The sequence below is a fragment of the Ruegeria sp. BB5 genome (assembly GCF_056539405.1).
Genome location: NZ_JBQFUX010000001.1, coordinates 974,881 through 987,449 on the forward strand (window position 1 = coordinate 974,881; position 12,569 = coordinate 987,449).

15 protein-coding genes and 1 tRNA gene are annotated in these 12,569 nt (G+C 57.0%); 14 read left to right on the plus strand and 2 right to left on the minus strand.

Annotation, left to right across the window (positions count from 1 at the left end; genetic code table 11):
- The first annotated feature begins 4 nt into the window (after positions 1-4).
- Entirely contained in the window at positions 5-994 is a 990-nt protein-coding gene (galE, locus tag ACR0DL_RS04825) for a UDP-glucose 4-epimerase GalE (protein WP_480687858.1), read from the plus strand.
- A 390-nt stretch (positions 995-1,384) separates the two neighbouring features.
- On the opposite strand, the gene ACR0DL_RS04830 is transcribed toward galE, so the two are convergent.
- Positions 1,385-1,474 (minus strand) — tRNA-Ser (locus ACR0DL_RS04830).
- Between the two features lie 123 nt (positions 1,475-1,597).
- Between ACR0DL_RS04830 and ACR0DL_RS04835 the strand changes: the two genes are divergently transcribed.
- The 9 genes from ACR0DL_RS04835 (at position 1,598) to ACR0DL_RS04875 (ending at position 9,062) form a co-directional block, all read left to right on the plus strand.
- Positions 1,598-2,440 carry a DUF2059 domain-containing protein gene (locus tag ACR0DL_RS04835; RefSeq protein WP_480687860.1) on the plus strand — a complete coding sequence of 281 codons (843 nt, stop codon included), beginning with the start codon at positions 1,598-1,600 and terminating at the stop codon, positions 2,438-2,440.
- Positions 2,440-3,240: a DUF2059 domain-containing protein gene (locus ACR0DL_RS04840; RefSeq protein ID WP_480687862.1), complete on the plus strand. Its 801-nt coding sequence runs from the start codon at positions 2,440-2,442 to the stop codon at positions 3,238-3,240. The genes ACR0DL_RS04835 and ACR0DL_RS04840 overlap by 1 nt, the downstream gene beginning before the upstream one ends.
- Before the next feature lie 210 nt (positions 3,241-3,450).
- Positions 3,451-4,071 (plus strand): 50S ribosomal protein L21, encoded by a 621-nt coding sequence (locus ACR0DL_RS04845; RefSeq protein ID WP_170375320.1) that lies wholly within the window; start codon positions 3,451-3,453, stop codon positions 4,069-4,071.
- A gap of 11 nt (positions 4,072-4,082) precedes the next feature.
- On the plus strand, positions 4,083-4,352 hold the full coding sequence (rpmA, locus tag ACR0DL_RS04850) for a 50S ribosomal protein L27 (protein ID WP_010440093.1): 270 nt from the start codon (positions 4,083-4,085) through the stop codon (positions 4,350-4,352).
- Positions 4,353-4,445: 93 nt separating this feature from the next.
- Entirely contained in the window at positions 4,446-5,054 is a 609-nt protein-coding gene (locus ACR0DL_RS04855) for a LysE family translocator (RefSeq protein WP_480687864.1), read from the plus strand.
- Positions 5,051-5,587, plus strand: a complete 537-nt coding sequence (locus ACR0DL_RS04860) for a GNAT family N-acetyltransferase (RefSeq protein WP_170358452.1) — start codon at positions 5,051-5,053, stop codon at positions 5,585-5,587. The genes ACR0DL_RS04855 and ACR0DL_RS04860 overlap by 4 nt, the downstream gene beginning before the upstream one ends.
- A gap of 37 nt (positions 5,588-5,624) precedes the next feature.
- Positions 5,625-6,659, plus strand: coding sequence for a GTPase ObgE (gene obgE, locus ACR0DL_RS04865; RefSeq protein ID WP_170348696.1), 1,035 nt, complete (start codon positions 5,625-5,627; stop codon positions 6,657-6,659).
- The gene (proB, locus tag ACR0DL_RS04870) at positions 6,647-7,753 is read left to right on the plus strand and encodes a glutamate 5-kinase (protein WP_480687866.1); all 1,107 of its coding nucleotides are present in this window, start codon (positions 6,647-6,649) and stop codon (positions 7,751-7,753) included. Before obgE ends, proB begins: the two co-directional genes overlap by 13 nt.
- A 46-nt stretch (positions 7,754-7,799) precedes the next feature.
- Positions 7,800-9,062 carry a glutamate-5-semialdehyde dehydrogenase gene (locus tag ACR0DL_RS04875; protein WP_480687868.1) on the plus strand — a complete coding sequence of 421 codons (1,263 nt, stop codon included), beginning with the start codon at positions 7,800-7,802 and terminating at the stop codon, positions 9,060-9,062.
- On the opposite strand, the gene ACR0DL_RS04880 is transcribed toward ACR0DL_RS04875, so the two are convergent.
- The gene (locus tag ACR0DL_RS04880) at positions 9,059-9,655 is read right to left on the minus strand and encodes a histidine phosphotransferase family protein (protein ID WP_254440172.1); all 597 of its coding nucleotides are present in this window, start codon (positions 9,653-9,655) and stop codon (positions 9,059-9,061) included. The genes ACR0DL_RS04875 and ACR0DL_RS04880 overlap by 4 nt on opposite strands.
- A 42-nt stretch (positions 9,656-9,697) precedes the next feature.
- On the opposite strand from ACR0DL_RS04880, the gene ACR0DL_RS04885 reads away from it, so the two are divergent.
- From ACR0DL_RS04885 to rpsB, 4 genes are all read left to right on the plus strand, one after another.
- Positions 9,698-9,880, plus strand: a complete 183-nt coding sequence (locus ACR0DL_RS04885) for a DUF3553 domain-containing protein (RefSeq protein ID WP_170348700.1) — start codon at positions 9,698-9,700, stop codon at positions 9,878-9,880.
- 98 nt (positions 9,881-9,978) lie between these two features.
- Positions 9,979-10,734, plus strand: a complete 756-nt coding sequence (olsB, locus tag ACR0DL_RS04890; protein WP_170348701.1) for an L-ornithine N(alpha)-acyltransferase — start codon at positions 9,979-9,981, stop codon at positions 10,732-10,734.
- The gene (olsA, locus tag ACR0DL_RS04895; protein WP_170348702.1) at positions 10,721-11,575 is read left to right on the plus strand and encodes a lyso-ornithine lipid O-acyltransferase; all 855 of its coding nucleotides are present in this window, start codon (positions 10,721-10,723) and stop codon (positions 11,573-11,575) included. Before olsB ends, olsA begins: the two co-directional genes overlap by 14 nt.
- Positions 11,576-11,741: 166 nt before the next feature.
- Positions 11,742-12,542, plus strand: a complete 801-nt coding sequence (gene rpsB, locus ACR0DL_RS04900; RefSeq protein WP_170348703.1) for a 30S ribosomal protein S2 — start codon at positions 11,742-11,744, stop codon at positions 12,540-12,542.
- Positions 12,543-12,569 lie beyond the last annotated feature (27 nt).

Below are 12,569 nucleotides of genomic sequence, written 5' to 3' on the forward strand. Positions count from 1 at the left end.
ACTCATGCAAGATGCACTCTCACCAATCCTGGTGACCGGAGGCGCGGGTTTTGTTGGGGCCCATTTGGTCCGGCATCTTCAATCCCGCAATTGCGACGTTGTGGTGGTGGACGACCTATCCAACGGTGAGCGCGCGCGTCTGCCTGATGACGTGCCGATCTATGAAACCTGCATCAGCCGAAGGGACGAGATCACGCAGATTCTTAACACGCACCACTGCCGCACGGTGGTGCATCTGGCAGCATCAAAATCCGTCGCCGAGTCGGTGCGCGATCCCTTGGTTCACTACAGCAACAATCTGTCTCACAGTGTTGCGCTTTTGGAAGCCTGTGCCGCGGCAGATATTCGGCAGTTCCTGTTTGCGTCTTCAGCGGCCGTCTATGGCGATGTGCCCGGAGGGATCGTGACCGAGGACGCCATCCCTCTGCCCAAATCTCCCTATGGCTTATCCAAGAAAATGTTCGAAGACGTGCTGCGGTCTTCGGTCGAACATTACGGGATGGCATGCGCCATTTTGCGCCTGTTCAATGTGGCAGGCCGCGGCGCGTTCATGACCCACGAAGACATTGCTGGAAGTGAGCCCAGCCTTCTGGACGCGTTGGCCGCGTGTCGGGTGCGGGCGCGCAATACTGACAAGATCGAATTCCAGATTCTGGGCAATGATTATGACACCGAAGATGGCACCTGCGAGCGCGATCTGATCCATATTGACGACGTGACCGAGGCGTTCTGGCGCAGCCTCCAGTACATCGCTGAGACTGGCCAGAACTTAATCGTTAACTGCGGCAGTGGGACGAGTTGCTCTGTGAAACAGATTGTGCAGCGGTTTCGGGACAGGCATGCGCCGTCGATCACACCGGTCTACGCGCCCAGACGTATTGGTGACATCGCAAAGATCTGTGCGGATGTCAGCGCTCTTAAACTAGCCACGGGATGGGAGCCAGTTCACAGCGAGCTTGACAGGATTTTGGTTTCTATATCGGATCCTTCGTAAAGAGAGACAACTCAGACCGCTCTACGCGAGGCATGTCTTACTGCAGCGGTCACAAACGGATTGCCACAGGCCGTTACTACCTGAGATACCTGACACAGGAAGAAATCGCTCAGGTTAAGGCAGAACAGCGACAACGGCTTTCGCTGAAGCCTTTAAACCCCGCAACATTCAAAAGGGATCCCGCAGACGCGGGATCCCTTTTTCGTTTGCCTGATTGCAGTTTGGAAGGGTGTCAATGTGTCATAGTCGGCGCCCAAGGGGCGTAATTGGCATAGCCGGAAGTCCTAAAATGGGGCGCAGTAGGACACCAATGGCCGTACCTGTCGACTAGGGCAGAAAGCACACTACACCCTGAATTTCTATTACTAGCTTTCAATTTCAAGAAGATAGTGGCGGAGAGACAGGGATTCGAACCCTGGGTGGGCTTGCACCCACAACGGTTTTCGAGACCGCCCCGTTCGACCACTCCGGCACCTCTCCGCGGGGGTCTGTGAGGGGGGGATTTAGTGAGGAACGCGCGGGGGTGCAAGCAGAAAATTCCCGAAATTCACTATGACGGGATTTTCCATTGCCAGACGGCACAAAACGCCTAGGCTTTGAACTATGACTTATTCTCTTCGCCGCTCCGCTTTCACCCTATTCTTATTGCTTCTGACACTGGCCATGGCGCCTGTGTCGTCCTTTGCCGCCGGGCGAGACAGGATCGAAGCGTTTCTGACTACAACTGGTTTTGACGTGGCGCTGGAAAGTATCGCGCTCTCTTCTGCGTCGGCGCCGCAGATGCTGGGCATAGACCCGGATGGTTTCGGTTCCGATTGGGCCCGACTGACCGAAGAAGTATTCGACACTGAAGACATGCATGAAACCGCCGTGTCGATTCTGGAGCAGACACTCAGAGACGAGGCGCTGCTTCATGCAGTGGAATTTTATGCCTCGGACCTGGGGCAGCGTCTGGTCGAAGCGGAAAACGCCTCGCATATGCTGGATGATGACGAGGCCAAGCAGCAGCAGGGGCAAGAGATCGTGGCTGAGTTGATCAAAGACGGCTCGCACCGTGTTGAAAGCCTCAAACGCATGAATAGGGCCATTGATTCAAGCGGGACCGCCTTGCGAGCCCTGCAAGAGATTCAACTGCGGTTTCTGCTGGCCGCCAGTGCTTCGGGGGTAATTGATCTTCAGTTGGATGCTGATCAACTGCGCCTCATGATGCGCCAGAACGAAACAAGCATGCGACAGGCGTTGCAGTTATCGGCCCTGGCCGGGGCTGCCTATACGTACCAGGATTTTTCCGATGCCGATGTGAACGCTTATGCCGATGCGCTAGAGCAGCCGCTGATGCAAGAGGTCTATGAACTGCTGAATGCCGTTCAATATGAAATCATGGCCATGAAATTCGAAATTCTTGCCACTCGGATGGCGGACTTGCACCCGGCACAGGATATCTGATGCGTTTTATCGCGACGTTCCTGGCGTTGTTCGTTTGGACCACGCCTTTGCAGGCCGAGGAAAAGGTCGAACAACTTATGCAGGCCCTGCAAGTGGACGCGGTTATCGACATCCTGCGGGACGAAGGCAGTACGCTTGGGCAGGACCTTCAACAAACCTTTCTTAACAACAATGGCGGCCCAGTCTTTCTGGATCAGGTAGACCGGATTTACGACGCGGACAGAATGCGTGATCAGGTCGAAAGTGTGTTCGCGGAAACCCTGACCGAGAGCCAGATAGACCGCGCCATCCTGTTTTTCGAAAGCGATTTAGGGCAGGTTATAACCTCGCTGGAATTATCCGCCCGTGTCGCCTTGGCAGATGAAGCCATCGAAGAAATGGCACAGGACGCCTACAAAAACGGTGATCGCAGCACGGAGCTATATCGGCTGGTCGACGAGTATATTCAGGTCAACAACCTGATTGACGAGAATGTGCATAACTCCATCAGTGCAGATTACAATTTTTTCCGTGGGATGAGCCTGGGGGTTGGTGGGGACGACGGGGAACTTCTGGCACAGCTGCTTGAGGATAAAGACAGCATGACCGAAGACACACGAATGTGGCTGTATTCCTTCTTTTTGCTGGCATACAAGCCACTGACCGACAGTCAAATGCGCGAGAACATCGCATTTTCACGCACTGAAACGGGCAAAGCGATCAATACGGCCCTGTTTGAAAGCTTTAACCGGATGTTCGACACGATCTATTATCAGCTGGGTCAGGCGGTCGCTCAGGTGCTGAAAGGATCGGACCTTTAGCGTCGCATTTGATGTTGACTTTCCCCTGCAATCTTTGGATAAGCGCGCATCCCGGCCGGTTCTTCCGCGCCGGGTCTCGTTATTATTGACCCAAAGGGCTTTTCCCACGGGTCGTCACACAGCCCGGAAAAAGGGCGCGCTGTTCGAGGTGGCGAAAGCCAAAACACCCAAACGGGGACCACAGAACGCGGTTTGGAAAAGGAAAGACGCATGTTTGCGGTCCTCAAGACTGGCGGCAAGCAGTACAAGGTTCAGGCGGGCGATGTGCTCCGTGTTGAAAAGCTGGCTGCCGACGCAGGTGAAAAAGTTCAATTCAACGATGTTCTGATGCTGGGCGGTGACGCACCGGTTGTTGGCGCACCCTTCGTTGAAGGCGCAGGCGTTCAGGCCGAAGTGATCGAACAGATCAAGGGTGACAAGGTCATCAACTTCGTCAAGCGTCGTCGTAAGCACAGCTCGAAGCGTACCGTTGGCCACCGTCAGAAACTGACTCTGGTCAAAATCACTGACATCCTGGCATCGGGCGCTGACAAATCGGGCATCAAAGCTGCAACTGGTTCGGCACCTGCTGGCGAAGCTGCTCCGGCGGCGAAAAAGCCTGCCAAGAAAGCTGAAGCCAAAGCAGAGGCACCTGCCGCTGCTGCTGCTGCCGCTGATGATCTGACAGCCCTGAACGGTGTCGGTCCCGCCGCCGCCAAAAAGCTGGCCGACGCCGGTATCGAGAGCTTTGCCGCTCTGGCCGCCTTGTCGGACGAGCAGATTGCTGCTATCGACACCATCAAAGTGAAACCCGAATGGGTTGAGCAGGCCAAAGAACTGGCTAAAGGCTAAGGAGAGAGAGAATGGCACATAAAAAAGCTGGCGGTTCCTCCCGTAACGGTCGCGACTCAGCTGGTCGTCGCCTTGGCGTGAAACTGTATGGTGGCCAGGCCGCCATCGCAGGTAACATCATCGTGCGTCAGCGCGGCACCAAGTTCTGGCCGGGCGAAGGCGTAGGCATGGGCAAAGATCATACAATCTTTGCAACTGTCGACGGCGCTGTGAAGTTCCACAAAGGCCTCAAAAACCGCACCTTTATTTCGGTCCTGCCAGTGGCGGAGGCCGCAGAGTAAGCCGAAACCCATAAGGTTTGAAAATTCTTGGGGGACCGGCAGAAAATGCCGGTCCCCTTTCTCGTTTTAACGTAGTTTTGATTGAACGCACCTATGCCCGTCGCAACCACAAGTTTCCTGATTTTCGCCGCCAGTCAGGTCGGCACCCCAGGACCCGCCAATATGGTCCTGTTGGGAACTGGTGCGCGCTATGGTTTTCGGGCGGCACTTCCGTTTGTCGGGGGCGTCATTGTAGGGAAGCAATTGATCATCTGGCCTGTGGGCTTTGGCCTGCTGCAACTGGCCGATCAGGCTCCGGACGTATTTACAGCGCTGAAATACGCGTCAGCAGCCTATATCATGTGGCTGGCCTGGAAGATCGCCAACACACGCCTGTCGCGTCAGCAGGCTGATGGCAATGCACCCGGGTTCTTGGCTGGTTTGATCGTTCATCCCTTAAATCCAAAGGCTTGGGCGATGATCATTGCAGGGTTTACCGGGTTTGTGGCGGCAGGGACGCCCAGTATTGAGGCCACAGTAACGATTGCTCTCTGTTTGTTGTTTTGTCAGGTCATTCTTCATCCAATTTGGACATTTGCGGGCGATAGAATTGCCCACGCGGTTGAAGGACGTCCAATTGAAAAATATCTGATGTGGACGTTAGCCAGTCTCACCGTTGCGTCCGTATTATTCGTGTTGTTCGGAGGAGGAACGCACTCATGAAGCTTGAGGCAATAATAAACCAGCCGGTCATTGAAACCGAGCGGTTCGATCTGCGACCATTGCGCCGGTCGGATTTGGGTCTCATTGAACATTATGCAGGTGATGAGCGCGTGGCGCGCATGACCACAGCAATTCCACATCCGCTGCCACCGGGTTCGACCGAAGCTTTTGTGACGCGCGCGATGTCCGAAGAACGCGATGAAGACGTCTGGGCAATGGATGCCACCAAAGATGGCGGTCCCGAGCTGATCGGCCTGATCTCGCTGACGCGCCTGGATCGCAACCAGTCCGAGGTGGGCTATTGGGTCGCGCCGGTCTATTGGAACACGGGCGTTGCATCGATGGCGGTCGAAGCGCTGGTCAATGCCAACCCGTTGGAAAACGCCACCATGTTTGCCAGCGTTTTTCAGGACAATCCGGCCTCGGCGCGGGTGTTGACCCATTGCGGGTTTGAATATCTGGGTGATGCCGAAACCTATTCGGTGGCGCGTGATGCGAATGTGCCCACCTGGACGTATACTAAGAAACTCTGACTTGTGGCCGATGGGGCCTTTGCAGTAGGGGACACACATGAAATTTCTCGATCTTGCAAAGGTCTACATCCGGTCCGGGGCCGGAGGTGGCGGCTGCGTCAGCTTTCGGCGCGAAAAGTACATCGAATACGGCGGTCCCGATGGCGGTGACGGCGGTAAGGGCGGATCTGTCTGGGCCGAGGTCGTTGACGGGTTGAACACCCTCATCGACTTCCGCTATCAGCAGCATTTCTTTGCCAAGAACGGTCAACCCGGTCGGGGTCAGCAGCGCACCGGCAAGGACGGCGACGACATTGTCTTGCGGGTGCCGGTTGGTACCGAGATTCTGGACGAAGACGAAGAAACCGTCATCTGCGATCTGACTGAGGTCGGTCAGCGGGTTTTGCTGGCCAAAGGCGGCAATGGCGGCTTCGGCAACCTGCACTTCAAATCTGCCACCAACCAGGCCCCGCGCCGGGCCAATCCGGGGCAGGCGGGGATCGACCGCACCATCTGGCTGCGGCTGAAACTGATCGCCGATGTGGGCTTGCTGGGCATGCCCAATGCTGGAAAGTCGACCTTTCTGGCCGCAACATCCAACGCCCGTCCGAAAATTGCGGATTATCCCTTTACCACGCTGCACCCGAACCTGGGTGTGGTCGGCGTTGATAACGTCGAGTTTGTCGTGGCTGACATTCCCGGCCTGATCGAAGGCGCCCACGAAGGCCGTGGGATCGGAGATCGTTTTCTGGGTCACGTGGAACGCTGCGCCGTTCTGCTGCATCTGGTCGATGGAACGTCTGAGACCGTGGCTGATGACTATCGGACCATTATTCACGAGCTTGAGGCTTATGGCGGCGAACTGGCTGAGAAACCTCGTATTACGGTGCTGAACAAGGTCGACGCACTGGATGACGAAGAACGCGAAGCGGCTAAGGCCGAGCTGGAAGAGGCCGTCGGCGGCCCCGTCATGACAATGTCCGGTGTGGCGCATCTAGGCGTGACCGAGGTTCTGCGCGCATTGCGTACCCAGATTGACGAAAACCGCCTGCGGCAAAAGCCCGTTGAGGAGGCGAAGACGTGGCAACCCTGACCTCAGCCAAGCGTCTGGTGGTCAAGATCGGGTCCGCCTTGCTGGTGGATCGGGACACGGGCCTTTTGCGCTCGGACTGGCTGCACTCCTTGGCGCAGGACGTAGCTTGGCTAAAGGGGCAGGGAACGGACGTCATTTTGGTGTCATCCGGGTCTATCGCGTTGGGTCGCGGGGTCTTGGGCTTGCCGATGGAGGCTTTGCCGCTAGAGAAATCTCAGGCTGCCGCTGCTGTAGGTCAGATCCGGCTGGCTCGCGCGTACGAGGAGGCGTTAACGCCGCACAAGATCACTACCGCGCAGGTCTTGGTGACGTTGGAGGACAGCGCTGACCGCCGCCGCTATCTGAACTCACGCGCGACACTTGAAACTTTGCTGGGTTTGGGTGTCGTGCCTATCGTCAACGAAAACGATACGGTCGCAACGGATGAAATCCGCTATGGCGACAATGATCGCTTGGCCGCACAGATCGCTGTCACGGTGGGCGCGGATCAGTTGATACTGCTATCTGACGTGGACGGTTTCTATACCGGCAACCCGAATGAGGACACCTCGGCCACTCGTTACGACGTGATCGAAGAAATTACGCCTAAGATCGAACAGATGGCGGGTGACGCCGGGTCAGGCCTGTCCAAAGGCGGAATGAAGACAAAGCTGCTGGCTGCAAAGATGGCGACAGCCGCCGGGTGTGATATGGCAATTACTGAAGGATCGCCGCTGAACCCTCTGAAATCACTTGAAAACGGTGCGAATTGCACTTGGTTCACCGCGACCCTGGACCCACATGCGGCCCGGAAACGGTGGATCTCGGCGATGAAGCCGCGTGGTGAAATCGTGGTGGACGCCGGCGCAGCCCGGGCACTTGGCAACGGTAAAAGCCTGTTGCCTGCCGGGATCGTCGAAGTGACCGGAGACTTTGGCCGTGGCGATCCTGTGGCCATTCTGGACCCGGAAGCGCGACGCTTGGCACAGGGCCTCAGCCGCTATACCGCGCAAGAAGCAGACGCGATCAAGGGGCGAAAATCCTCGGAAATCGAGGCGACTCTGGGTTATCCGGGCAGGGCCGTGCTGATCCACCGAGACGATTTGGCGCGGTAGCCGAGCGATGTTAGAACACCAAAAGACCGACTGAAAGGCATCTGAGATGAAGGATTTCGACAGCATCCCCACACTGATGGCCGATCTTGGAAAACGCGCCAAGAAAGCCTCGGCCGAATTGGCTTTTGCCAGCGCCGAACGGAAACATGCAGCCCTGATCGCCGCCGCTGATGCGGTTTGGGCCAACCGTGCCAGAATCATCGAGGCCAACAAGAAAGACCTCGAATTCGGTCGTGAAAAAGGTCTGAACCCGGCAATGATGGATCGCCTGATGCTGGACGAGGCGCGCATTCAGGGCATGGTTGACGGGCTGCGCACGGTCGCGGATCAGGCTGATCCTGTGGGCGAGGTGCTGACCGAATGGGACATGCCCTCGGGACTGCATATCCAGCGTGTGCGTACGCCTTTGGGTGTGATCGGTGTGATCTATGAAAGCCGCCCCAATGTGACAGCAGATGCCGGCGCGCTGTGCCTGAAATCGGGCAACGCGGTGATCCTTCGTGGCGGGTCCGAGAGCTTTCATTCTTCGGGCGCCATCCACGCTTGTCTGGTCCAAGGGCTAAAGGCCGCAAACCTGCCCGAGGATTCCATCCAACTGGTGCCGACGCGAGACCGCGCCGCGGTTCAGGAATTGCTTACCCTGACGGATTATGTCGATGTTATCGTCCCTCGCGGGGGTAAAGGCCTGGTGGGGCTGGTGCAGCGCGAGGCGCGCGTGCCTGTTTTCGCGCATCTTGAAGGCATCGTGCATATCTACATCGACAAAGCCGCCGATCCGCAGAAAACGCTGAACGTGGTAATGAACGCCAAAACCCGGCGGACCGGAATCTGCGGCGCAGCCGAATGCCTGTTGATCCATCAGGAAGTGGTGGAAACACTGGGACGCGACGTTATCGCTGCGCTAATGGCCGCAGGTGTTGAGGTTCACGCCGAAGGCGCGCTGGCCCAGAATGGCACCGTGGCTGCGACGGCCGATGACTGGGGCAAAGAATTCCTCGACAGTATCATCGCGGCAAGACCGGTCGCTGATATTGACGAAGCCATCGCGCATATCCGCCTAAATGGCTCGGACCATACCGACTGCATCATGACCGAGGACGAGACCGCCGCTGCACGGTTCTTCGAACGGCTCGACAGTGCGATACTGATGCACAATGCCTCAACCCAATTTGCCGATGGGGGTGAGTTTGGTATGGGCGCTGAGATCGGCATTGCGACCGGTAAGATGCATGCGCGTGGCCCGGTGGGTGCGGCGCAGCTGACCAGCTTTCAGTATCTTGTGCGCGGGAATGGAACGACCCGGTCTTAAAACCGGATCACAACGCGGGTTGAGGTGGTTTCCGCCGCAACCCGCCGCCCCACCGACGTGGCAGTCTTTGGCAAAAGAGCAAACTGCACCTGTGCGGGCGTGACTTTATTGGGGTATCGCCCTGTCGGCAGATTCTTCCAAAGGTCATTATCCACATTCAGCTTGTCGGCTGATCCTGTGACCGTCCAGCTTTCAACATTTTGATCGATGGTCACTTCGCCCCCAAAAGGCATGGCGTTTTCGCAGCACATCAACGCCAGAAATGCCAGTTTGACCTGATTACGCGGCACCGCCTCGGTCAGGTGCCAGTTGACGCGCACGCGGCCTGCGCGTTCGACATCCTTTAACAGTTCCGAGACCTCGGTTCGGCCCAAAGGCTGATCGCTGGCTGAACCAAACGCCACGCGGAAAAACCGAATCCGCGCCCCGGCACTGCCAACACTGCCCGAGATAAGTTCCATCTCAGGCCCCTGGACTGCGCCAACCATCTCAAGCAGCTCCAGACCGTTGGTGATCGCCCCGATGGGGCTGATCAAATCGTGACAGATCCGGGACCCGATCAACTCGGCCAGGTTGACTGTGGTGTCGCTCATGCGTACCTCCTGCTGCATCTGCCGCCGGACCGGAGCCCTCGCATGACAGACCTTAATGCTATTCTTGCACCGGGCATGTACGTCCGCCACCCCGATTACCCCGATTGGGGCGTTGGACAGGTGCAGTCCAACATCGGGGGCAAGATCACCGTGAACTTTCGCGAGCAGGGGAAAGTGGTGATTGACGGAACGCGCATCGCCCTGATGCCGGTCTTTGATCTGTGAAACTGGTTTAGGAAAGGTTAACGGCCCCGCAAATCCGCTCTTGTTGCCATCCCTACGGAAACTGCGGTATCAGCGCGCAAACAAGAACGGAACCATCAATGCCGGACGCAGGCCCTTCCTTTACCGTCAAACTTGCACAGACCGAGGACGAACTGCGCGCTGCCCAACGGCTGCGCTATGACGTGTTTGTTCGCGAACTGGGCGGTGGCGGAGAGATGGTGGATCATGACGCCGGACTGGAGCGCGACAAGTTCGATCCGTATTTTGATCACATGCTGGCGATAGACGACCTGACAAGCGAAGTTGTTGGCGTTTACAGGCTATTACCGGGCGAACGTGCTGCAGAACTGGGGCAGTTTTATTCCGAAGATGAATACGATCTGACTGTTTTGAAGCAAAGCGGTCGCAAGCTGTTGGAGCTCGGCCGTTCATGCGTCCACCGTGACTATCGCGGGGGCACTGCGATGTATCATCTGTGGAACGGATTGGCGGCCTATGTAAATGAGCGTGAGATCGAAGTTCTGTTCGGTGTCGCCAGCTTTCACGGAACGGATGTTCAGGAATTGGCGCAGCCCTTGTCGATGCTGCATCACAACCATCTCGCGCCGCCTGATTTGAGGGTGAGGGCACAACCAGAAGTATTTAACTCCATGGATCTTGTTGCGCCCGCCGATCTGGATCGCCGAGCTGCGATGGTTCAGGTTCCGGCATTGATCAAGGCCTATCTTCGCCTAGGGGGTTTCGTGGGAGAAGGCGCGTTCATCGACCATTCATTCAACACCACTGATGTTTGCCTGATCCTCGATACGGCCCGCATGAACGAGCGGCAGAAACGCATCTATGGCGGGGCATAAATTGGTGAACGAACCGCTTTGGAACAGCGAGGATGAACCAGACCCCATCAAACTGGGGTTGGTGGGGTGGATGTTGGTTTTTCTCCGCGGATTACCACTGGCCGTATTGGTGTTTGGAGGTTTGCTAGTTCTATTGGTGGTGCGCTTGATCGAGCGTCCGTTGTACGGCGTGCGCCGCCCCGTAACGCCGTTTATTTCGCAATTTGTCTGCCGCAATGCGTTTCGGATCCTCGGGATACGGTTTCGAACCTCGGGCGAATTGATGCAACAGCGCGGCGCTGTGGTTGCAAATCACACGTCATGGCTGGACATTTTCGCCTTGAATGCGCGCAAGCGCGTCTATTTCGTGTCCAAGGCCGAGGTGGCCAAATGGCCCGGTATCGGCTGGCTTGCCCGTGCAACAGGAACCGTGTTCATCGAGCGGGACCGCAAGAAAGCAAGAGAACAGACAAGAATATTCGAAACTCGCTTGAAAGCTGGTCATAAGCTGCTGTTTTTCCCCGAAGGGACGTCGACCGACGGGCAGCGTGTTTTACCTTTTAAAACAACTCTTTTCGCCGCGTTCTTCGCAGATGAATTGCGAGATTTCATGTATGTGCAGCCAGTCTCGGTTGTGTATCACGCGCCCAAAGGGCAACCCGACCGGTTTTATGGCTGGTGGGGAGATATGGATTTCGCCCCACACCTTTTGAAAACGCTGGGTGCGCGCGGGCAGGGTGCGGTTGAATTGATTTATCATGCACCGGCCAAGGTTAGCGATTTCGAAAGCCGCAAGGCGCTGGCCGCATATTGTGAAGAGGCCGTGCGCCACGCGCACGCACTGGCAGGGCTTGAAAAATAAGGGCGAAAAGCCCTTGCGCTAGCCGAAAACCTGCCGTATACGCGCGCCATTCAAACCCGCAGGCGGGGTTTGGGCTTTTTGAGGGAGACATCCTCATTAAGACCGCCGGTTGGAGCATCTGCTTCTTTCACCCCCGCCCAGGCGTAAACCGGAAAAGGAAAATAGCATGGCTCTTCCCGAGTTCACCATGCGTCAGCTGCTGGAAGCTGGCGTTCACTTTGGTCACCAGACACAGCGTTGGAACCCCCGCATGGGCCCGTTCATCTACGGCTCGCGCAATGGTATCCACATCATGGACCTGACTCAGACCGTTCCGATGCTGGATCAGGCTCTGCAAGCCGTTCGTGACACCGTCGCAAAAGGTGGCCGCGTTCTGTTTGTCGGCACCAAGCGTCAGGCAGCTCAGCCCGTCGCTGAAGCAGCTGAAAAGTCGGCTCAGTACTACATGAACCACCGCTGGCTGGGTGGCACGCTGACCAACTGGAAAACCGTTTCTCAGTCGATCAACCGTCTGAACCAGATCGACGAAGCCATGGAATCGGGTGCCGAGGGCCTGACCAAGAAAGAGCGTCTGGGCATGGAACGTGACCAGGGCAAGCTGCAGGCTTCGCTGGGCGGCATCCGCGAAATGGGCGGCGTCCCTGATCTGCTGTTCGTCATCGACGTCAAAAAAGAAGCACTGGCCATCGCCGAAGCCAACAAACTGGGTATCCCGGTTGTGGCCGTTGTCGACACCAACTGCTCGCCTGACGGTGTTGATTACATCATTCCCGGCAACGACGACGCGGCGCGCGCGATTGCGCTGTACTGCGATCTGGCCGCACGGGCCGCTCTGGACGGTATGACCGCGCAGATGGGTGCAGCAGGCGTTGATCTGGGTGCGTTCGAAGAAGCTCCGGTTGAAGAAGCCGTTGCGGAAGAAGCACCCGCAGAAGAAGCCGCGCCGGAAGCCAAAGCCGAAGCGTAAGCTGCCCGTCACCTAAATGACATATGG

Excerpts from the sequence above, each read along its gene's own strand:
- ACR0DL_RS04880 (WP_254440172.1), bottom strand. The coding sequence starts at position 9,655 with ATGAGCGACACCACAGTCAACCTGGCCGAGTTGATCGGGTCCCGGATC.
- olsA (WP_170348702.1), top strand. The coding sequence starts at position 10,721 with ATGGCGGGGCATAAATTGGTGAACGAACCGCTTTGGAACAGCGAGGAT.
- ACR0DL_RS04840 (WP_480687862.1), top strand. The coding sequence starts at position 2,440 with ATGCGTTTTATCGCGACGTTCCTGGCGTTGTTCGTTTGGACCACGCCT.
- olsB (WP_170348701.1), top strand. The coding sequence starts at position 9,979 with ATGCCGGACGCAGGCCCTTCCTTTACCGTCAAACTTGCACAGACCGAG.
- ACR0DL_RS04875 (WP_480687868.1), top strand. The coding sequence starts at position 7,800 with ATGAAGGATTTCGACAGCATCCCCACACTGATGGCCGATCTTGGAAAA.
- rpmA (WP_010440093.1), top strand. The coding sequence starts at position 4,083 with ATGGCACATAAAAAAGCTGGCGGTTCCTCCCGTAACGGTCGCGACTCA.
- ACR0DL_RS04885 (WP_170348700.1), top strand. The coding sequence starts at position 9,698 with ATGACAGACCTTAATGCTATTCTTGCACCGGGCATGTACGTCCGCCAC.
- ACR0DL_RS04855 (WP_480687864.1), top strand. The coding sequence starts at position 4,446 with ATGCCCGTCGCAACCACAAGTTTCCTGATTTTCGCCGCCAGTCAGGTC.
- obgE (WP_170348696.1), top strand. The coding sequence starts at position 5,625 with ATGAAATTTCTCGATCTTGCAAAGGTCTACATCCGGTCCGGGGCCGGA.
- ACR0DL_RS04835 (WP_480687860.1), top strand. The coding sequence starts at position 1,598 with ATGACTTATTCTCTTCGCCGCTCCGCTTTCACCCTATTCTTATTGCTT.
- rpsB (WP_170348703.1), top strand. The coding sequence starts at position 11,742 with ATGGCTCTTCCCGAGTTCACCATGCGTCAGCTGCTGGAAGCTGGCGTT.
- ACR0DL_RS04845 (WP_170375320.1), top strand. The coding sequence starts at position 3,451 with ATGTTTGCGGTCCTCAAGACTGGCGGCAAGCAGTACAAGGTTCAGGCG.
- galE (WP_480687858.1), top strand. The coding sequence starts at position 5 with ATGCAAGATGCACTCTCACCAATCCTGGTGACCGGAGGCGCGGGTTTT.
- ACR0DL_RS04860 (WP_170358452.1), top strand. The coding sequence starts at position 5,051 with ATGAAGCTTGAGGCAATAATAAACCAGCCGGTCATTGAAACCGAGCGG.